The 20,280-nt window shown below is 67.5% G+C and carries 21 protein-coding genes; 19 read left to right on the top strand and 2 right to left on the bottom strand.

Features of this window, described 5'->3' with window-relative positions; all coding sequences use genetic code 11:
• Window positions 1–492: 492 nt before the first annotated feature.
• Entirely contained in the window at window positions 493–777 is a 285-nt protein-coding gene (locus NXI30_26505; GenBank protein ID MCR9097786.1) for a hypothetical protein, read from the top strand.
• A gap of 234 nt (window positions 778–1,011) precedes the next feature.
• Complete coding sequence (gene rpoZ / locus NXI30_26500; GenBank protein MCR9097785.1) at window positions 1,012–1,332, top strand: DNA-directed RNA polymerase subunit omega; 321 nt, start codon at window positions 1,012–1,014, stop codon at window positions 1,330–1,332.
• An 85-nt stretch (window positions 1,333–1,417) separates the two neighbouring features.
• Here rpoZ and NXI30_26495 read toward each other — a convergent pair whose 3' ends face one another.
• Together NXI30_26495 and NXI30_26490 are read right to left on the bottom strand one after the other, a co-directional pair.
• Window positions 1,418–2,689 (bottom strand): HAMP domain-containing histidine kinase, encoded by a 1,272-nt coding sequence (locus NXI30_26495; GenBank protein ID MCR9097784.1) that lies wholly within the window; start codon window positions 2,687–2,689, stop codon window positions 1,418–1,420.
• Between the two features lie 13 nt (window positions 2,690–2,702).
• Complete coding sequence (locus NXI30_26490) at window positions 2,703–3,848, bottom strand: PilT/PilU family type 4a pilus ATPase (protein ID MCR9097783.1); 1,146 nt, start codon at window positions 3,846–3,848, stop codon at window positions 2,703–2,705.
• A gap of 294 nt (window positions 3,849–4,142) precedes the next feature.
• Here NXI30_26490 and NXI30_26485 point away from each other — a divergent pair, with 294 nt between their 5' ends.
• From NXI30_26485 to NXI30_26405, 17 genes are all read left to right on the top strand, one after another.
• Window positions 4,143–4,706 carry a hypothetical protein gene (locus tag NXI30_26485; protein ID MCR9097782.1) on the top strand — a complete coding sequence of 188 codons (564 nt, stop codon included), beginning with the start codon at window positions 4,143–4,145 and terminating at the stop codon, window positions 4,704–4,706.
• Between the two features lie 143 nt (window positions 4,707–4,849).
• Window positions 4,850–5,026, top strand: a complete 177-nt coding sequence (locus NXI30_26480; protein ID MCR9097781.1) for a YqiJ family protein — start codon at window positions 4,850–4,852, stop codon at window positions 5,024–5,026.
• Window positions 5,027–5,265: 239 nt separating this feature from the next.
• Window positions 5,266–6,021: a hypothetical protein gene (locus NXI30_26475; protein ID MCR9097780.1), complete on the top strand. Its 756-nt coding sequence runs from the start codon at window positions 5,266–5,268 to the stop codon at window positions 6,019–6,021.
• Between the two features lie 160 nt (window positions 6,022–6,181).
• Window positions 6,182–6,946: a MotA/TolQ/ExbB proton channel family protein gene (locus tag NXI30_26470; protein ID MCR9097779.1), complete on the top strand. Its 765-nt coding sequence runs from the start codon at window positions 6,182–6,184 to the stop codon at window positions 6,944–6,946.
• Between the two features lie 40 nt (window positions 6,947–6,986).
• Window positions 6,987–7,814 (top strand): OmpA family protein, encoded by an 828-nt coding sequence (locus tag NXI30_26465; GenBank protein MCR9097778.1) that lies wholly within the window; start codon window positions 6,987–6,989, stop codon window positions 7,812–7,814.
• 257 nt (window positions 7,815–8,071) lie between these two features.
• Window positions 8,072–9,295, top strand: a complete 1,224-nt coding sequence (locus NXI30_26460; protein MCR9097777.1) for a response regulator — start codon at window positions 8,072–8,074, stop codon at window positions 9,293–9,295.
• Between the two features lie 59 nt (window positions 9,296–9,354).
• Complete coding sequence (locus NXI30_26455) at window positions 9,355–10,746, top strand: sigma-54 dependent transcriptional regulator (GenBank protein ID MCR9097776.1); 1,392 nt, start codon at window positions 9,355–9,357, stop codon at window positions 10,744–10,746.
• A gap of 89 nt (window positions 10,747–10,835) precedes the next feature.
• A complete protein-coding gene (locus NXI30_26450; GenBank protein MCR9097775.1) occupies window positions 10,836–11,387 on the top strand; it encodes a flagellar basal body-associated FliL family protein in 552 nt (183 codons plus the stop codon).
• Window positions 11,384–12,313, top strand: coding sequence for a FliM/FliN family flagellar motor switch protein (locus NXI30_26445; GenBank protein MCR9097774.1), 930 nt, complete (start codon window positions 11,384–11,386; stop codon window positions 12,311–12,313). Before NXI30_26450 ends, NXI30_26445 begins: the two co-directional genes overlap by 4 nt.
• 6 nt (window positions 12,314–12,319) lie before the next feature.
• A complete protein-coding gene (gene fliN, locus NXI30_26440) occupies window positions 12,320–12,673 on the top strand; it encodes a flagellar motor switch protein FliN (GenBank protein ID MCR9097773.1) in 354 nt (117 codons plus the stop codon).
• A 37-nt stretch (window positions 12,674–12,710) separates the two neighbouring features.
• Window positions 12,711–13,793, top strand: a complete 1,083-nt coding sequence (fliP, locus tag NXI30_26435; protein MCR9097772.1) for a flagellar type III secretion system pore protein FliP — start codon at window positions 12,711–12,713, stop codon at window positions 13,791–13,793.
• A gap of 27 nt (window positions 13,794–13,820) precedes the next feature.
• Window positions 13,821–14,093, top strand: a complete 273-nt coding sequence (gene fliQ / locus NXI30_26430) for a flagellar biosynthesis protein FliQ (GenBank protein ID MCR9097771.1) — start codon at window positions 13,821–13,823, stop codon at window positions 14,091–14,093.
• 63 nt (window positions 14,094–14,156) lie between these two features.
• A complete protein-coding gene (locus NXI30_26425; GenBank protein ID MCR9097770.1) occupies window positions 14,157–14,942 on the top strand; it encodes a flagellar biosynthetic protein FliR in 786 nt (261 codons plus the stop codon).
• Entirely contained in the window at window positions 14,932–16,014 is a 1,083-nt protein-coding gene (gene flhB / locus NXI30_26420; GenBank protein MCR9097769.1) for a flagellar biosynthesis protein FlhB, read from the top strand. Before NXI30_26425 ends, flhB begins: the two co-directional genes overlap by 11 nt.
• On the top strand, window positions 16,014–18,089 hold the full coding sequence (gene flhA / locus NXI30_26415) for a flagellar biosynthesis protein FlhA (GenBank protein MCR9097768.1): 2,076 nt from the start codon (window positions 16,014–16,016) through the stop codon (window positions 18,087–18,089). Before flhB ends, flhA begins: the two co-directional genes overlap by 1 nt.
• Entirely contained in the window at window positions 18,070–19,254 is a 1,185-nt protein-coding gene (locus NXI30_26410; protein MCR9097767.1) for a hypothetical protein, read from the top strand. The genes flhA and NXI30_26410 overlap by 20 nt, the downstream gene beginning before the upstream one ends.
• Window positions 19,251–20,120 carry a P-loop NTPase gene (locus tag NXI30_26405; GenBank protein MCR9097766.1) on the top strand — a complete coding sequence of 290 codons (870 nt, stop codon included), beginning with the start codon at window positions 19,251–19,253 and terminating at the stop codon, window positions 20,118–20,120. Before NXI30_26410 ends, NXI30_26405 begins: the two co-directional genes overlap by 4 nt.
• Window positions 20,121–20,280 lie beyond the last annotated feature (160 nt).

The raw sequence follows: 20,280 nt of genomic DNA, 5'->3' as shown, positions 1-20,280 counted from the left end.
TTTTTTTCGTTCAGGGCTCCGTGTCGCGGATTCCGTCTTCGCTCTGCACGCCGGTCGGCGTGTCGAGCACGTTCGATCGTGAGGTATCGACGTCGCCATTGTGTGGCGAGCATGCCTCGAAAACTTCGTCGCAAACCTGTTTCGTCGATCGCAATTCGATGCCACATCCCTCTGATTTTTTTAACGAATTCTCTTGACGCCCATCTGTTGCTGGTGTTTCCTCGGGCGCAACAAACGCTCTATGGGTGCGGTTTGAGACGCGAAGGTGTCTATGCGCCTTCAAGTCGTGGGTCCACGAAGCCGATAGATAGGCACTCGCAGTTAGGTCTGTGAACTCCCGGATTTTCCGAATGAAGCTCTCGTAGCCGAAGGCGGAGCCGGGTTCCTCTCGAGGATCCAGGGGACGAACGATCACCGAAGGCCCCGGTCTTTACTGATCATCGTGTCCTCACAGGCCACACCACGAGCGATTGAAAAGGGGGAATCCCAAGAATGGCAGCTCGAAAGAAGGCCACGAAGCGCAAGGCGACCAAGAAGAAGGCCACCAAGCGCAAGGCCACGAAGAAGAAGGCGACCAAGAAGAAGGCCGCCAAGAAGAAGGCCAAGAAGAAGGCGACCAAGAAGAAGGCCGCCAAGCGGAAGGCCACGAAGAAGAAGGCCGCCAAGAAGAAGGCGACCAAGAAGAAGGCGACCAAGAAGAAGGCCGCCAAGAAGAAGAAGGCCGCCAAGAAGAAGAAGGCTGCCAAGAAGAAGAAGGCTGCTCGCCGCAAGCGCTAAGCGTCTGCAGTGAACGGCCTTCCGATTTTTGGAAGGCTTTCGAGGGACCCCGGCTCTGGGACCCCCGGCAACGGGGGGACCTGGCCGGGGTTTCCTTCTTCCGGGGCCTGAGATAGGCTCCCGCGGCGTCCGAGGTCCCGGCGGGGCATTTTCCCCATCCACCCGGATCCGGCTCTCGTCCCCACTCTGATCGGCGCGCGTCGCTCGCTCGCCGATGGCTCTGGAGGCCCGACATTGGCCCGCATCACCATCGAAGACTGCATGGAGCAGGTCCCGAACCGCTTCGAACTCGTCCGCATGGCGTCGATCCGCGCGAAGCAGCTGAAGAAGGGCGCGCGTCCGCTCCTCGAGCAGACGAACAAGGAAGTCGTGACGAGCCTCCGCGAGATCGCCGCCGGACTCGTCCAGCCGGGCGATGCCGAGGTTCCGCCGGCGCCCGAGTACGATGCTGCCGCGTTCGACCCGGCGCCCGCCGCCTCGGGCGAAGAAGCGCCGGCCGAAGAAGCCGCTCCCGAGGCCGAGGCCCCGGTCGAGGAGCCCACGCCGGAAGGCTGAGCCCTCCACTCCGACCGAAACGACGAAGGCCGCTCCCGACTGGGAGCGGCGTTCGTGTTTCAGGAGTCCCGTGGACCGGACCCGGTCAGGCGAGGACGACCGGCACGCTGAACTCGACCCGGGTGCCGACGCCGGCCTCGCTCTGGAGGAGCGAGTCGCCGTCGAGCAGGACCAGCAGGTCATGGACCAGGGTGAGACCGAGGCCCGCGCCGCGGTACTTCGCGCTCGCCTGATCGTCGACCTGGTAGAACTCGCCCCAGATGTACTTCTGGTCGTCGGGGCAGATCCCGATGCCGGTGTCGTGGATCCAGCAGTGGAGCCGGTCGCCTGCGAAGCGCGCGCCGATCTTGATCGTGCCGTGCTCGGTGAACTTGGCGGCATTGTCGAGGAGCAGGAAGAGGATCTGGTTGATCTTGCCCAGGTCGCCGCGGATCTTCGGAATCGGCGCGGGGATCTCCTTCTCGATCTCGACCGGCTTGTCGCCGAGGGTGTCCTGGACACTGAAGATCGTCTCGTCGATCACGTCCGGAACCGAGAGCTCCTGGATCTCGATCGGCAGCTCGTCCTGCTTGATGCGCCAGAGATCGAGGATGTTCTGCAGGGTGCGCTGGAACGCGGTGCCCTCGTCGAGGGCGTTGCGGAGCGTCTGCTGCGAGCTCGCGGAGAGGGTCTCGACCTCGCTCGAGAGGACGGTGATCGTCGCCTCGATGATGCTGTTGAGCGGCGTGCGCAGCTCGCGGGACATCTTCTCGATGAAGTCGTTCTTGAGCTTCTCGATCTTGCCGAGCTTCTCGTTGTTGCGGAGCAGCTCGATGTCCTGGGCGAAGAGCTCTTCGCTCAGCTTGAGCAGCTCGTCGTTCTTCTCGTCCGCCGCCTCGAGGTGCTTCTCGGACTCGGCCGAGAGCGAGGCGTACTTGTGGGCGAGGGCAGGGTGATCGATCTGCGCGGCCGCACCCCACGCGAGGACTTCGAGGTTGGCGCTCGTCTCTGCAGGGAGCTCCGCCGTCGGGACGACGACGAGGGCGCCGACGCAGCCTTCGCGTGCGACGAGGGGAAGGCCATGCATCGTCGTGCCGGGCAGCCGCTCCGAGAGCGGTGCCACGACGGGACCGCTCTGCGGCTCGGCCGCGTCGACGATCGCGTGGACGAAGCTCTCGAGGGCGGCGGCGGTCGCGCGGGCCTCGTCCGCGTTGGCGAAGCCGGCCGCGGCGCGGAGGCGGCCGCTCGTGGCGTCGCCCTCGGTGTGGGTGTAGACGAGACTCGCGCCGCCGCCGATCAGGCCGGCGGCCTGGCTGGCGGTGATGCGGAGGGCGCGGGTCGTGCGCTCGTCGGCGTTTCCGGTCGGGGTCATGCTCATCGTCACGCCCCCGCTAGAACCGCTCGTCGGGTTCGATGTCGAAGGGCTCTTCCGGCTTCACGTCGACCTGGTCGTCGTCGTGGATCAGGCCTTCCAGCTCGAGCTTCGTCTGGAAGTCCGTCGGGTTCGAAGCGGCGTTGAGCGCGCCTTCCATGGTGATCTTGTTCGCCTTGAGCAGGTCGAGGAGATGCTGGTCGAAGGTCTGCATCTTCTCGGCGCGGCCGCGGGCGATGAACTCGGTGATCTCGTGGGTCCGCGTCGGGTCCTTGATGCACTCCTGGATGGAGCGGGTCGAGCGCATGACTTCGACCGCCGGTACCCGGCCGTTCTGCTTCTTGTTGACGAGCAGTCGGAGCGAGACGACGGCCTTGAGGTTGTCCGCGAGGCGGGCGCGCACCTGCATGTGTTCTTCGCTCGGGAAGAACGACACGAGCCGGTTGATCGTCGAGGCGACGTCTGCCGTGTGGATCGTCGAGAAGACGAGGTGCCCGGTCTCCGCTGCCTTGAGCGACGTATCCACCGTCTCGAGGTCGCGCATCTCGCCGACCATGATCACGTCGGGATCCTGGCGGAGGGCGGCGCGCAGGGCGTCCGGGAAGGAGTCGGTGTCGGTCCCGATCTCGCGCTGGGTGATGATGCTCTTGTCGTGGGTGAACACGAACTCGATCGGGTCCTCGACCGTCACGATCTTGCTCTTCCGGCGCGCGTTCACCTCATTGAGCATGGTCGCGAGCGTCGTCGACTTGCCCATGCCGGTCGGCCCGGTCACGAGGACGTAGCCGCGGCGCACGTTCGCGATGTCGCCGAGCACGCTCGGCAGGTTGAGGTCGGCGAAGGTCTTGATCTGGAGCGGGATGACCCGCAGCACGATGTTGAAGTAGCGGCGCTGGCGGGAGATGTTGACGCGGAAGCGTCCTTCGCCGGGCAGCTCGAACGCGAGATCGCGCTCGTTGAAGTCGAGGTCCTGGCCGAGGGGATCGTTCTCGATCAGGATGCGAACGATCTCTTCCGTGTCCTGGGGCGTGAGGACCTTGTAGCGGAGCTCGACGAGCTCGCCGTGAAAGCGATAGAGCGGCAGGTAACCCACCTGGAAGTGGATGTCGCTCGCGCCCTTCTCGAGACCCAGGCGGAGAAGCCGGTACAGCTTTTCCCGTTCCATCAACGCTCCTCATGGCTCCGGCGGATCCGGTCGCCGATGGCCGCGGGGCCCGCCCACGAGGGGCTCGAATCGACGACGTGCCGGTCTGCACGCGCAGCCGCGCACATGGGAGACGTATCGGCCTTCGGTGACGGCCCTTGACCCCGGATTCCGAGGTCCCGGGACCGCCGGAGGATCGCTCTGCGTCCGCTATCGTTCCCGGGGTCCTCGACCGAGGGCAGCCAGGAGGCCGGTGTGCTGCGAACCGGACAGAAGAGCGGTGGGGAGACGGAGCAACGCGCTCCTGGGATCGGAGTGACGGTAAAAAGCCTCGTCCTGATCCTGGGGTTCGTGCTCGGGCTGCCGGTGCAGGCCCAGGAGGGGCCGGACGAGTCGGATCCGGGCCTCGTGGTGCCCAGCGTGCCGAAGGGAACCGGCGCGGAGAGCGCGCCCGGCCTCGACGCGCTGCTCAGCCTGCCGAAGGACTACCTCCAGCCGAAGGGCCGAACGGTCGGCGGGGCCGGGGAAGACGAGTGGCGACGGCGGTTCGCACGGGCCCACGATCGCCTGCAGAAGGCCCAGGCGGCCCTCGACGAGACCAAGGGGGCCCTCGACAACGCGGCCGACGGCAGCGGCTCGAGCCAGTGGGCCGTCGCACCTCCGGGCGCCGGCGGGGGAGGGGGCAGTCCCACCGATTCGCCCCTCTCCTTCAAGCTCCGTCAGGAGATCCTGCGGAATCGCGAGAGCCTCGAGGAGGCCGAGCGAAACCTTCGAGACCTCCGAATCGAAGCGGATCTGGCCGGGGTTCCGGTGGATTGGCGCGATGACCGCAAGGTTCCGCTGGGCAAGCGTCTGCCCGACTCGCCCTACTACAACTAGACCGATTGTTGCATGGCGAGGCGGCCGGCAGTGGCTATATTGCCGCCGCTTTCGCCCCGGAGGGGGCCGCCCGTCGACCGGGCGGCGGCGACGAGCGCCCACCGAATCCAATCATCCAGTCAGCCAGTCAGGAGACGCACGGGATGTCCGACGAGAACCAGAACGACGACGATTTCAACGAGGACGGCCCGGGCATCAACGGGGACCTCGGTAGCTGGCTCTACGTCCTGGGCGGAATCCCGGCGATGATCCTCTTCTTCGTTCTGCTCTTCGGGCTGACCGGGGCGTGCGACGGGCGGAACATTCTTTTTCCGGCCTGACCGGCCGGAGGCCGGCCAGGCCTGGGCCGCAGGCGCTTTCCCCTGAACCCGGACTTCCGGCGGGTCGGGTAGGTCGAGAGCGCTCGTTGCCGGTCCGATTCCGATGTTCTGCGACACCGCGATCCTTGATGGGGTCGCGGTGTCGTCGTCTGGGGGGAAGGATCGGCAGCTGAGCTGCGAATCCCCCGGCAGAGCGCTGGCGCCTCAATCTACGCTCGGAGCGGACCGATACCGGATGCATGACCCTCCGGTTCGTCCACAGACCCTGGAGCCGCATTCGCCCGGCGCTCTTCGCGAGCGCCGTCCTGATGCTGGGGCTCGGCTGCGCGGGGACCTCCCTGGCCCCGCCCATTCCTCAGGGACTCGACTACTTCCAGTCGCCGCGGGCCGACGACGTCTGGAGCCCGAAGATCGAGGGCTGGCAGCGTCGCGAGCGCTTCGATGCGGCGCTGATCGCGCCCCTCGAGACCGGTCCGGCCGTCGAATCCGCGGGCTACAGCGCTGCGAACGAGGCCCTTCCCGAGGACCAGACCGACGAGTCGGGCCTTCGGGCCAAGTACTTCGCCTTCCGCGCGGACCGCAAGCGGGCCCTCGCGCGCGAGGTCGCCGACTGGATCCAGGCGGAAGCCAAGGTCCACTACCGCGAGGACGGGGCCGTCGACCACTGGGCCACCCTCGAAGAGACGCTGGCGCGTGGCGGTGACGACTGCGACGGCCTCGAGCTGCTCGCGTTCCATGCCCTGCGCGACCTCGGCTTCGCCGACAGCGAGGTCTATCGCGCGATCGTCGTCCGCCCCTCCGACGGGCAGCACCACATGGTGACGCTCTGGTTCGAGGACGCCGGGGATCCCTGGGTGATCGACCCGACCGGCGCGATGACCCTCGGCATGCCGCGCATGTCCGAGATGAGCGATTGGGTCCCGATCAAGGTCTTCTCCGAAGATCTCGAGTACACGGTCCGGGATCGCTCCGAGGCCTTCGCGCACTCGCACTAGGCGGGCCGTGGTCGCGGCGCGAGCCGCCCGGGCCCTCGGGCGATCCCCCGAAGCGAGAGTCGGGATTAGGTCGGATGGAGCCGCCCCCCGCGCCATCCGATAAGCGGGTCACGGGACACCGCCGCCTGGCGCGAGCGGTGCGACCGGAGGCCTCGCAACGATGGATCTCGGAACCATTCTCGGACTCGGGCTCGGATTCGGCCTGATCATCGCCGCCATGATGCTCGGCGGCGGCGTCATGCCCTTCGTCGACGCCCAGAGTGCACTGATCGTGGTCTTCGGCACGCTTGCCGCGACGCTCACGAACCAGAAGATGCCCTACGTGATCAGCGGGCTGAAGTCGGCGGTCCAGGCATTCTTCGACAAGTCGAGCCCCAAGGCCGACCTCGTTCCCCTCATCATCGACCTCGCCGGCAAGGCCCGCAAGGAAGGGCTCGTCGCCCTCGAGGGCGAGGAAATCGCGGATCCCTTCATGGCGCGCGGCGTGCGTCTCGGCGTCGACGGCCTCTCGCCCGAGCTCATCACCGAAACCCTGAAGGGCGAACTCTCGGCGATGAAGGAACGCCACGAGCGGGCGCAGCAGATCTTCAAGTTCATGAGCGCGACGGCGCCTTCGATGGGGCTGATCGGTACGATCATCGGTCTGGTGCAGATGCTCCAGAACCTCGACGATCCCGACTCGATCGGCCCGGCGATGGCGGTCGCGCTCCTCACGACCCTCTACGGCGCGATCCTCGCCTTCGTCGTGTACGGGCCGATCGGCTCGAAGCTCGAGAATCGGACGGCCGAAGAGGTCGCGGCCAAGAAGCTCGCGATCGCTGGCGTCGAGTCGATCCTCAAGGGCGACAACTCGATGGTCATCCAGTCGAAGCTCGAGTCCTTCCTCTCGCCCGAAGAGCGAGAGGGGCTCGGGGCAGGGGACTAGACGGGTGCGTGCGTCGCAGGAACCGGAAGGGGTCTAGACCGTGGGACTCGATCCGAGCGAAGCCGAAGACCACGTATGCGAAGAGGGCGCGCCTGCCTGGCTCGCCACGATGGGCGACCTCATGAGTCTGCTCCTCGTCTTCTTCGTGCTCATGCTCTCCTTCGCGAACACGGACAAGCAGCTCTTCCTGCAGGCCATGGGCTCGATCCAGAACGCGCTCGGCGTGATCGAGGACAACCCCGGTCAATTCGAGCTCAAGAGCACCTCCCTCATCGAGTGGTCGGAAGACAAGTCGACGCCCTTCCTGGACGTCGTCCAGGTCGACTCGTCGGAGCAGGCTCCGACGATGGATCAGAAGATCATGCAGGAGGTGCAGCAGGCAATCGCGGAGAGCAATCTGTCGCGGATCGTCGAGGCCGAATCGTCGGAGCGGGGCGTGATCGTTCGCGTGAAGGGCGGGGCGCTCTTCAAGCCCGGCTCGGACAAGCTCCTTCCGGTCTCCTTCGTCTTTCTCGACGAGGTCATCCGGATCACCGAGGAGTTTCCCTACGAACTCTCGATCGAGGGACACACCGACGATTCCCCGATCGCGACACCGCGCTTTCCGACCAACTGGCACCTGGCCGCGGCTCGATCGATCGCCGTCCTTCGCTACATGATCGACGCCGGCGACATCGACGCCAGTCGCGTCGCGGCCTCGGGATACGGGTCGACCCGTCCGCTGGTGCCGAACGATTCTCCGGAGAACCGCGCCGTGAACCGGCGAGTCGAGTTCGTCTACAAGCGCGATCCCGTCGCGGATCGCGCGACCCGTGCCCAGCGTCGCGTCCGTCGCGCCGAAGCGCGCGCCGACGTCGGCGGCCGATAGGCGCCGCTCGAGACCGCGTCTCGCGCGGCTCCCCCTTCGCCAGGAACGCCGCTCGTGTCTTCCCGCGCCTCCTCCCGGTCCTTTCCGTGAGAGCGCACCCGGAGTTCTCCCCAGGTTTTCGACCTGCGACTTCGGACTTGGAATGCGCGTTCACTCCTGCTGCAAAATTGCACGAATAACGCTCAAGACGACCTCCCCAGGACCGATCGTTGAAATGTTCGTGGCAACACGGATTGCATTGCGGAAGGGAGGCCGCCGTGTTGAACGACGAAGTCGGCAAGAAGTTCCGGGCGGACCGAACGCGCAGGGATTCGGACCGCGATCGCGCGGCCGAGGATGCCGTGAAGATCCTCGTCGTCGACGCCGTCCTCGGCTCCCGCTTCTCGCTCGTCCGCGCGGCGTCGCAGCCTGGTTTCGTGGTGGACGCGTGCGCCAGCGCGGACGAGGCGTTCCGACACCTCGGGCGAACCGACTACGCGTTGCTGATTGCCGACGAAGCGCTCGGAGCCGTCGATGGGCTCGAGTTCCTCGCGGAGGTCCGGCGTCGATACCCCGAGACCGCGCGCGCGCTGGTCAGCGCGGAGTCCGGCTTCGAGTGGAAGCGGACGGCCATCGAGCGCGCCGGCTTGATCTTCCTCCTGCCCAAGCCCTGGAGCTTCGATGGGCTTCGCCAAACGCTCCGCGAACTCTTCGGCACGAACACCGAGTACGCCGGCTGGAGCCACCGCGAGACGCCGCGTCAGCCTGCCCACCACGTGCCCCCGCGCATGCCGGTCGAGGGGCTCGCGCGGCACGAAGTGCTGTTGCGAGGGCTCCTGGCGGGGCTGAATTCGTGCTCGACCGAGAGCGAGATCTTCGAGCTGCTCCGCTCGGAGTTCGCCGGGGCTTTCGGCGCTCTGCGGTGGCTCTGGATCGACGAGACCCGACTCGTCGCGATCCGCCTCGCCGGGGACTGGGCCCTCGAGGAAGCCATCGAGCTGGATGCGCTCCCGGACTCCGATCTCGACTCCCTGGCCCGAGCCCGACGCAACGTCCGGGTCTCGCGGCTCGACGCGGCGCCCTCGGCGGACGCGTCGCCGGGGACCGCCGAGGCCTGCCTGGGCTTCGGTCTGCGCGTCGGCGATCGACGCGTCTGGACGGGTCTCGTCTGGACGAAGACCTCGGATGCGGGGACGTGCCTGGGAGTCCTGAGAGAGCTGACCGGTGGGCTGCAGTTCGCCGTGCAACGGACCCGCGACGCGCGAGTGCGCGGGGTCGCGGCGCGGGATCTCGCTCGACGCGTCTCGGAAGAGCTTCGGACACCGGTCGGCGCGTTGACCCATGCGGTCGACCGGCTGCGGGGGGAAGCCGAGCGCGCGGGTCTACCTGCAGAGTGGGTGGAGCGCGTCTCTTCGGAATCTGAGCGTGTCGTGCGCGTCGTCGAGCATCTCGAGGGGGAGATGCTCGAGACGCCGCTCCACGCGGATACGCCGGCCGGCTGACACCGGTCGATTCGCGCCGGCCCCGGCCGGCGATGCCTTGGATGGGGGAAATACGGAAAGTGGCCAGGATCTTGATCGCGGATGGGGAAGAGAATTTCGTTCGGCAGGCGGCGGCGACGCTCCACCTGAACGGTCACGAGGTGTCGAATTGCCAGACGCTCGAGGAGGCCATGCGGGTGGCCGCGAACCACGCGCCGCAGCTGGTGCTCGCGGACCTGCAGCTCGAGGGCGGCGGTGGATTCGAGCTCGTCGACCGCATCAAGGCGGGCGGCTTCGGTTGCGGCGTGATCGTGACGACCAGCCAGGGCAGCATCGAGAGCGCGGTCGAGGCGATCCAGCGTGGCGCCCTCAACTACCTGCGCAAGCCCATCGACCGCGACGATCTCGTCTCCATCGTGGAGGACGGCCTCGCCAAGGCGCAAGCGTCTTCGCCTCGCGCGGAGATCTCTGCGGCCGAATCCGAGAACGAGGATCTGTCGGCGCTCACCGGCATCGTCGGGACGTCCCGCGCGATGGAGGACCTCCTGCGCCTGGTCGAGAAGGTGGCCGACACGGACAGCTCGGTCCTGATCACCGGCGAGACCGGCGTCGGCAAGGAGCTGATCGGCCGGGCGATCCACCGGCTCTCCCGCCGCTCGGACCGCGTCTTCTGCGCGGTCAACTCCGCCGCCTTCCCCGAGACGCTCCTCGAGAGCGAGCTCTTCGGGCATCGACGCGGCGCCTTCACCGGTGCGACCGCGAACAAGAAGGGTCTCTTCGAGTTCGCCCACGAAGGGACGGTCTTCCTCGACGAGGCGGCGGAGATGCCCCTGTCGATGCAGGTCAAGCTCCTGCGCTTTCTGCAGACCGGCGAAGTGCGGCCCGTCGGCGACGAGACGACTCGCTACGTCGACGTCCGGCTCGTCGCGGCGACCAACAAGAATCTCGAGCGCGAGGTCGCGGAGGGGAGTTTTCGCGAGGATCTCTACTACCGCCTTGCGGTGATTCCGATCCACGTGCCGCCGCTCAGGGAACGGCCGGAAGACGTCCGCGCCCTCTCGAACCACTTCCTGCGCCGCTTCGCCGAGCGCGCGGGCAAGCCCGTCGAGCGTATCTCGACCGACGCGATGGAGCTTCTCGCCGGCTACGCGTGGCCGGGCAACGTGCGCCAGCTCGAGAACTCGATCGAGCGTGGGGTCGCGCTGTGCCAGGGGGAAGAGATCCTCGTCGAGGATCTGCCGGTTCGCCTCAAGGAGGAGTCTCTCGTCCGCGAAGGCGAGACGATCCACAGCCTCCAGGTGATGGAGCGCTCTCACATCCTCAATACCCTCGAGCAGGTGAACTGGAACCGCAAGCGCGCGGCGGCGCTCCTCCAGATCTCGACGACGACCCTGTGGCGACGTCTGAAGGACTTCGGAATCGAGACCGACGGATCGCGCCGGCCCGCGAGCATTCCCTCGGTGAGCCGCTGATCGCAGACCCGATTCGATCCCGCGCGCGGATGGCGCGCGACTGAGCAATCACGGGATCCCGATCGGGATCCCACGTACGGAGCAGATGGATGGCCAAGGACAAGGACAACGAGACGGAAGCCGAGGAGACCCAGGAGAGCTCGTCCGGTGGGGGCAAGGGAGGACTGGTGATGATCATCGCCGCCGCGCTGATCTCGCTCGGGCTGGGTGCCGGCGGCGCCTTCTTCTTCGCGAGTCAGCAGCAGCCTCCGCCGCCGCCGACCGCACAGCAGTCGATCGAGGCCGAGCTCGCCGCCGAGAAAGCGGCCGCGAAGCAGCGAGCGCTGACCGAGGACTTCAAGGAGCGGCTCTACGGGCTCGACCCCTTCGTGGTCAACGTGACCGGCGACGGGTACAACCGCTTCCTCAAGCTGCGGGTCGAGCTCGAGACGACGGACAGTGACGTCAAAGAGGAGATCGACGCCCGCCTGCCGCAGGTGCGGGACGCGCTGATCGTACTCCTCTCGAGCAAGCAGCTCTCGGACATCACGGACTTCGAGGGCAAGGCACTTCTCAAGGAAGACATGCTCGAGCGCGTGAACGATCTCCTCGATTCGGGGCAGATCCGCTCGATCCTGTTCACGGAGTTCGTGGTTCAGTGAAGTCGAACGGGGCGGAAGAAGCGGTTCTCTCGCGCGAGGAGCTCGATGCGCTCCTCGAGGAGATTCCGAAGGTCGTCGCGGAGCGCGATGCGGACATCGATTCGCATCGCCCTCGCTACGCCGAGATGGACCTGCAGCGCGCGAACGAGGACTTCGCGTTCGAGCAGGGCCTCGCCCTGTCCAATCAGTACCAGCGGGTCATCGGCTTCTCGCTGATCGGCCATCGCGAGATCGACATGTCGGAGCTCGCGGAGCTGATGTTGCCGACCGACCTGGTCGCGGCCTACCAGATCCTTCCAAAGGGTCTCGAGGGCTACCTGCTCATGTCGCGCCCCTTCTTCTTCCAGATGCTCAGCATGAGCTTCGGGTCGGGACCGACGCTCAAGCCGACGCGGCCGCCGACGCGGGAGTACTCCCGGATCGAGCGCCGATTCTACGCCCGCTCCGCGACCGAGATGCTCGCTCACATCGAGCGCGCCTGGAACAAGATCGCGGCCACCCAGCTCTCGTTCGAAGGGCTGATCAGCCGAGCGAGCGTCGCCGACAGCCTCGGCGGCTTCGCGGTCCTCGCGACCTTCGACGTGAAGGGCTTCTCGGAGGCGTGCCGGGTCCGGATCGCGATTCCCGCGAGCGCGTTCGGCGCCAAGGAGGCCGTGGCGGCGACTGCTTCGCCGGGACTCGGCAGCTCGCTCGGGGTCTCGGTCATGGAAGTGCCGATCCGGCTTCGGGCGCAGGTCGGGACCGCGGAGCTCTCCCTCGCCGAGGTCGGCAGGCTCGAGCCGGGATCGGTGATCCCGCTCGATGTGCCCTCGGACGGTGCACTCACGGTTCGAATCGGCAGTCAGGACAAGTTCAGGGCGATCGCCGGAACGCAGGGCGGCAAGCGCGCCGTCCAGCTCGGGGATCGCGTAGATAGTGTGGAGTAGGGGACGATGAGCGACGAGAGCGAAGAGCTCCCGGAGATCGACGAGGAAGTCGTCGCGGGTGAGAGCGAGAAGCCGGAAGAGGTCGAGGCGACCGCGGGCGGCGCTCCGCCGGACCTCGGTCTGATCATGGAGGTCCCGCTTCGTCTGAGTGTCGAGGTGGGCAGCGCGCATCTACCGGTTCGAGACGTCCTTGCCCTCTCGAAGGGGTCGATCGTCGAGCTCGACCGAGGAAGCGGCGAGCCCGCGGACATCTATGTGAACGACCGGCTGATCGCGCGCGGTGAGATTTCGAGCGAAGACGACCGCGTGGCGATCCGCATCACCGAACTCATCGCAACCACCGCCGCCGCGGCGAGCTGAAACCGCTCGTCTGGCTGGATCGGGTTCGGAGGGAACCATGCTCGAGACCGTCGCCGCACTCTGCGTCGTGCTGGGAGCCATCGTGCTCCTGCGAGGGGCACTCGTGCGCTTCGGGCTCGCTCCGGGCGGAGGACGCGCGCCGAGGTCGATCCAGGTCGTGGAGTCCGTCCCGCTCGGTCCCAAGCAGCGCCTCCATCTCGTGGAAGTAGACGGAAGACGACTGCTGCTCGGCGCGAGCGAGCAGGGCATCGCGAGGCTGGCGCGGCTGCCCGATGAAGCGGCGGCGCGCGAAGCCACGATCCCGGAGGTCGACGAGGCACCCGGGGCGCGGCGCAAGCCGCGTTTGACGAGCGTGCTGAGCGCGTGGAGCGGTTGGCTGCCCCTGTTCGCGTTCGCGCTGCTCGCGGTCTCGGCGCCCGAAGCGGCGGCACAGGACGTGGCGGAGGCATCGCCCACGTTCTCCGTCTCGATCGACGGCGCGACGGCGCCGGACAAGCTCTCTGACACGCTCAAGATCGTCCTCGTCCTGACGGCGATCTCGATCGCGCCCTCGATCCTGCTGATGGCGACGTGCTTCACGAGGATCCTGATCGTGCTCGCCCTGCTTCGACAGGCCCTCGGGACGGCGACATTGCCGCCCAATCAGGTGCTGGTCGGGCTGGCGCTGATGACGACGGTCTACGTGATGACGCCGGTCGGCGAGGTGGTCTACGAGGATGCCCTCAAGCCCTACATGGCGGAGGAGATCGGCGGCGACGTCGCGATCGAACGCGGGCTCGCGCCGGTGCAGGACTACCTGCTGGCGCACACACGCGAGAATGATCTGCTCCTCTTCGTCGAGATGAAGGGGGAGGCGATTCCCGAGGCGGCGGAGGACGTGTCGATTTCGGTGCTGATGCCGGCCTTCATGATCAGCGAGCTGCGCACGGCCTTCGAGATCGGCTTCATGATCTATCTGCCCTTCCTCGTGGTGGACCTCGTGATCGCTTCGATGCTGATTTCCCTCGGCATGATCATGCTCCCGCCGGTGATGATCGCCTTGCCGTTCAAGCTGATGCTCTTCGTTCTGGTCGACGGCTGGAATCTGACCCTGACCGCGCTCGTGAGCGGACTGCAATAGGCGCGAACGGGCGCAGGGGAGAGGACGATGTCCCTCGAACAACTGGGAACCGTGATCCAGGACATGATGATGACGACGCTGATGGTTTCGGCGCCGGCGCTCCTCGCGAGCCTCGTCGTCGGTCTGATCATCGCCGTCTTCCAGGCGGCGACGCAGATCAACGAGCAGACGCTCACCTTCGTGCCGAAGATCGTCGCGGTCTTCGCGGTCTTCGCGGGTCTCTTTCCCTGGATGATGCAGCTGATGATGGAGTTCTCCGGCCGCGTCATGCAGATCGTGGCGGCCAACGGTGGACCGTGATCTTCGTGGACAGGGAGGGATGCTTCGCGTGATCGATTCCCACGCGGGGAAGGACGATCCGGCGTGACGTTCGAGGTCGGCTTGATGCCCGTTCTCTGGGCGCTGCTCGGCAGCGTCCGGGTCTTCACGATGATGATCGCGGGGCCGGTCTTCAGCCATCCGGCGCTCTCGATGCGGATCCGGATGATGTCGGCGCTCATGATTGCATGGGTGGCTTCGCCCGTGGGCACACCCGAGCTCGCGGCGTCCCAATGGGACATGGCGACGCTGGCCGGGGCGGTGCTCGTCGAAGTGATGATCGGCGTCATCGTGGGGATCGGGTCCGGCCTCGTCTTTGCGGGCATCCTGCAGCTCGGCGAGTTCGTCGCGATCCAGGGCGGTCTCGGCGCGGCGCGCAGCCTCGATCCGACGAGTGGGGCCTCTTCCGTGGCGATCGGTACGGCGTTCAACACGTTCGCGATGCTGATCTTCCTGATCATCGGAGGACACCACGAGCTGATCCGCGGGATCGTCGCGTCCTTCGATTCGCTGCCGATCGGCGGCGACCTGCCGGGCCAGGGGGTCTATCGGGAGATCGCGGCGCTCGGCAGCGTGATCTGGGAGCTCGCCTTCCAGCTCGCCGCGCCGATCTCGGTGGCGATCTTCGTCCAGAACATGGCGACGGGGGTGCTCGCGCGGGCGATGCCGCAGCTGAACCTGCTCCTCGTGAACCTGCCCCTGCATGTCGGCATGCTTCTCTTCTTCGTCGGCTTCGGGGCGGGGGAGTTCGTGCACGCCTTCAAGGACGTGCTCGAGACGTGGCCGAGCCGCGTCTTCGCGATCCTGATGGAGGGCTCCCTTGGCGGATGACGCCGAAAAGACCGAGGCGGCGACTCCGAAGAAGAAGGAGGACGCCCGGAAGAAGGGGCAGGTCGCGCAGAGTCGCGACGTGTCCACGGTCGTGCTGCTGGTCGCCGGTGCGCTGGCGCTGTCCTCGCCCCTGGGCGAGCGACTCGCCGCGACGGTGCACGAGACCGCCCGGACCGTATGGGGCGGCATCTGGATCGTGCCGGACTCGGTCTCCGACTATCACGCGATCTTCATGAAGCTCTCGCTCGTCGTGATGGCGTCGCTCGCGCCCCTTGCAATCCTCTTCCTGGTCGTGGGGGTGGCGGGCAACATCGTTCAGGTCGGCTGGATGCTCTCGCCGGAGGCGCTCCAGCCGAAGTTGGAGAAGCTGAACCCGCTCTCGGGCCTCAAACGGATGGTGAGTCTCGACAAACTCTACGAGCTCGCGAAGTCGATCCTCCGGCTGATCGTCGTGGTGCTGATCCTCGTCTGGCTCCTCGCGCCGAGTCTTCCCGCGGTGCTCACGCACATCGGCGCGTCGCCGGTCTCGATCGCGCTCCTCGGGGGCGAGCTCCTCGAACGGACGATCTGGACCATCCTGGCCGTCTTCGCGGTCTTCGCCATCGTCGACTACGTGTGGCAGCGCTACCAGCACGAGAAGAAGCTCCGCATGACGAAGCAGGAGGTGCGTGACGAGGCGAAGCAGCGGGAAGGCGATCCGAAGGTCAAGAGCCGGATTCGTCAGATCCAGCGCGAGGTCGCCCAGCGCCGCATGTTCGAAGCCATCGCCGATGCCGACGTCGTGGTCGTGAACCCGACCCACTACGCCGTGGCGCTCCAGTATCGGCCGCCGGAGCAGTCCTCGCCCAAGGTCCTGGCGAAGGGCCGCAACCACGTCGCGCTCCGGATCCGTCGTCGCGCGGAGGAGCTCGGGATCCCGGTCGTCGAGAACAAGCCGGTCGCCCAGCTGCTCTACCGCACGGCGAAGATCGATCAGGAGATCCCGGAAGATCTCTATCAGGTCGTCGCTGAAGTCCTCGCCTACGTCTACAAGCTCGATCCGACCCGGGCGAACGGCTGGAGGGCCGCCTGATGCCGAAGCTCCCGGTCAGTCAGCTCGTTCTGGGCGGCTCGTTCTTCTTCATCCTGGCGCTCCTCGTCGTTCCGCTCCCTGCGGCGGTGCTCGACCTCTTCCTGTCGCTCTCGCTGACGCTCGGCCTGATCGTCCTGCTGCTGGCGCTCTTCGTCGAACGTCCGCTGGACTTCTCCGTCTTCCCGTCGCTCCTGCTGATGATGACGCTGATGCGGCTGGGGCTGAATGTGGGCAGTACGCGCCTCATCCTGCTTCATGGCAACGAAGGATCCGACGCGGCGGGCAACGTGATTCGCGCCTTCGGTGAGTTCACCGTCGGGGGCAACTACGCGATCGGTATCGTGATCTTCCTGATCTTCGTGATCATCAACATGGTCGTGATCACGAAGGGCGCGGGTCGGATCGCCGAAGTCGCCGCGCGCTTCACCCTCGACGCGATGCCCGGCAAGCAGATGGCGATCGACGCCGACCTGAACCAGGGGGTGATCGACGATGCGGAGGCGCGCAAACGACGGATCGAGGTCCAGCGGGAGTCGGACTTCTACGGCGCGATGGACGGTGCCAGCAAGTTCGTGAAGGGCGATGCCATCGCGGGCATCGTCATCATGCTGATCAATCTGGTCGGTGGGCTCGCCGTCGGCGTGTTCCAGGAGGGCATGCCCATCCTGGAAGCGGCGCAGACCTATACGACGTTGACGGTGGGCGACGGGCTCGTGAGCCAGGTGCCGGCCCTCGTCGTCTCGGCGGCGGCGGGTGTGGTGGTCAGCCGGGCGGGTGCGGGGGATTCGCTCTCGGCCGAGCTGCGCGATCAGGTCGTGCTCCAGCCGAAGGCGATGGGAATGACCGCCGCGATGCTCGGGGTGATGGCCGTGGTGCCGGGCCTGCCCTTCGCGCCCTTCGCGGTGCTCGCTGCTGCGGCGGCGGGTGTGGCGCTCTTCGCGAAGCCCGAGGAGCCGGAGCCGGAGGTCCTGCCTCAGACGACGGAGATCCCGGCCCCCACGGAGGAAGAGCAGATTCGCGAGGCCCTCGTCCTCGACGATCTCGAGCTCGAGATCGGCTACGGCCTGATCCCGATGGTCGACGAGAGCCGGGGAGGGGAGCTGCTCTCCCGGATCCGCGCGACGCGGAGACAGCTAGCCTCGGAGCTCGGCTTCATCGTCCCACTCATCCACATCCGCGACAACCTCGACCTCGCCGAGGGCGGCTACTCGATCCGCGTGCGCGGCGAAGAGGTCGCCGGCGCGGAGATTCCGCAGGGACGCTCCCTCGCGATCGCGCCGGGGGAAGACGCCGAGGAGATCCCCGGGCTCCAGACCCGGGATCCGGCCTTCGACCTGCCTGCGCGCTGGATCGAAGAGCGCGACCGGGATCGCGCGAGCGCGGCGGGTTATGCCGTCGTGGACGCTTCGACGGCGCTCTCCACGCATCTCGCCGAGGTGGTGCGGAACCACGCGCCGGAGCTGCTCACGCGCCAGCGGGTACAGGATCTGCTGGACCAGTTCGCCGAAGGTTCTCCCAAGGTCGTCGAGGAGCTCGTCCCGGCGGTGGTGCCGCTCTCACTGCTCCATCGCACGATGCGTTCACTGCTCTCGGAGCGCGTCTCGATCCGGGACCTCGGAACGATCCTCGACACCCTGGCCGAGCACGCGGGGAAGATCCAGGACCCCGACCTGCTCACGGACCTCGTCCGCGAGCGGCTCGGGCGCTCGATCACGCGCCCCTATCTCCAGGACGATGGTCGACTGCCGGTGATCACGCTCGGGACGGACCTCGAGGAGCACCTGAGGAGTGTGGTGCAACGTTCCGAGAGCGGGTCCTTCCTGGCAGTCGATCCCATGACGCTCGATGGCCTCGTCCGTGGCGTGCAGGGGGCCGTCGATCGCCTGGGGCTCGGAGGCGACGAACTCGGGCCGGTCCTGCTGGCGACCCAGAGCATCCGCTCGCCGCTGCGGCAGATCATCGCGCGGTTCCTGCCGCGCATGGCGGTGATGTCTCACGGCGAGCTGCCCGGTGGCGTGCAGGTCGTGGCGATGGAGACCGTGAGGCTCGAGGCCGATGCACATCAAACGGTTTGAGGCACCGAGCCTCCCGGAAGCGCTCGCCCAGGTGCGGGCCGAGCTGGGGCCGGACGCGCTGATTCTCGGCTCACGCACGATCCATCGGGGCTGGGATCGGTTCGGGTTGCTCTCGCGGAGCGTGGTCGAGGTCCAGGCCGCGCGGGAACGGGGGGACGCCAGGCCCCTCGAGACACCGCTGGACTCCGCTCCGGTGGCGCCCGATCTGCGCGCGCTCGTCGAGCCTGGGGAGGCGAGGTCCGAGGCGGAGAGGGCCGCGTCCGTCGCCGTGACGAACGATCGGCTCGCCCGCTTCGAGGCCGAGATGCGCAGCGAGCTCCGGTCCGTCCACCGCGCCATCGAAGCGCTCGGTCGCGCGCTGGGTCCATCCGAGCGCGGCGCGCTCTCGCCCACCGACGAAGCGGGCCTCGATCTCGCGCGGCGTCGGCTCGAGATCGCGGGGCTCGCGCCGTCGACCCGGGAACATCTGATCTCGGGCTTCCAGCACGCGTGTGAGGACACGCCAGGCGTGGGGCTCGAACGCTTCGTGCGCACGTCGATCGAGTCCCGGCTCGCGCCACCGCGTCCCCTCGAGCCGGGCCAGGTGCGGATGCTCGTGGGCGCGCCGGGGGTCGGCAAGACGACGACGCTGGCGAAGCTCGCGGCACGCAACGAAGAAGGAGAGCGGGACGTGACGCTCGTGTCGCTCGATCACTACCGGGTGGGCGCGTCCGATCCCTTGCGGCGCTACGCGGCGCTCCTCGAATCGCCCTTCGTCGAGGCGAGCTCCGCGACGGAGATCGCGCGATTGCCGGCGCGCCGCGCCGGGCACGAGGTGCTGGTCGACACCGCGGGGCGGGGGCGCGAGGACGAGAGCCGACTCGTCTCGCTCGAGCCGCTCCGTGATCGCCTGGGAGCGGCGCTGCGCGTCGAGCTCGTCGTCGACGCGACGGCCCGCCCGGAGATCCTCCGAGCCCAGCTCGACCGGTTCGCGTCGCTCCGACCGGATCGCATCGTGTTCACGCGGACCGACGAATGCGAGAGTCTGCGCCCCGTCGTCGACCTCCTGCTCGATCCGCACTGCCCCCCGGCCTCCTGGCTGGGAACGGGGCAGCGGGTCCCCGAGGACTTCGAGCCCGCCGAATCGGGTCCGATGGTCCGATCGCTCTTCGGGGCCGCGGCATGATCGTGGACGCACCCGGGCAGCGGGCACGGGATGGGCAGGCGACCGGGCTCTCCGCCCGTCGGCGTTCGCGTACGCCGGCAACCGGCGGACTGGACGTGGAGCGCCCGCCTCGCAGCCTGGCGATCGTGAGTGGCAAGGGCGGCGTCGGCAAGAGCCTGCTCGCCGTGAATCTCTCGCTGGCGATGGCTCGCTTCGCGGAGCGGCGACGGGTCCTGCTCGTCGACGGAGACGCGGGACTTGCGAACGCAGACCTCCTGCTGGGTTGGATCCCGTCCTTCACGCTGAGCGACTGGATCGAAGGGAGGGTCGGGTTCGACCGGCTCCTCACGCGCGGGACGGACCGGCTCGACCTGCTCGTGAGCGGATCTTCGGAGCCCGGCGCGAACCTGATCGCCCGTCTGGCGGCCGGGCGACCGGACGATCCCTTCGCGGCTCGCTTCGCGGAGCACGACCTCACGGTCTTCGACCTCGGGGCGGGGATCGGCGCCTCGGTGGTGGAGGTCGCCTGTGCCTGCGATCGGGTCTGGCTCGTTGCGACACCGGAGCCTACGAGCCTCGCCGATGCCTACACGATGGCGCGTCGGCTCGTGGAGCGACGGCCGGAGGTCGATCTCGAGCTCGTCGTGAACCGGGCGCGAGACGCGGAAGAGGGCGCGCGCACCCATCTCGCCCTCGAGCGCATGACCCGACGCTTCCTCGATCGACCGCTGCCGCTGCGCGCGGTCCTGCCCGACGACCCCGCCGCACGCACCGCCGTCGCACGACAGGTCCCGCTCTTCGACGACGCGCCCCGCGCGCCGATCTCGCGCCGGATCAGGCTGCTCGCCGACTCGATCGGCGAGGAGCTCGCCGGAGCGACGGCGTAGTCCGGGGCCCTGCGCGCCTTCCAGCCTGAAACGAAGGCTTTCAATCCGCGGGCCGAGGTGGGCAGATCTTGCCGGCCACCTTCGGGCGTCTTCCGAAAAAGACGACTGGATCCGAGGGGTTGCAGTCTTCCCGGTCCTGCGCGGCGCGTGGCACGGGGCT

It is taken from the genome of bacterium (assembly GCA_024742285.1).
Classification (GTDB): domain Bacteria; phylum Myxococcota_A; class UBA9160; order UBA9160; family UBA4427; genus UBA4427.
The sequence above is the reverse complement of the archived record's forward strand: the minus strand, read 5'-3'. Positions and strand labels throughout refer to the sequence as shown.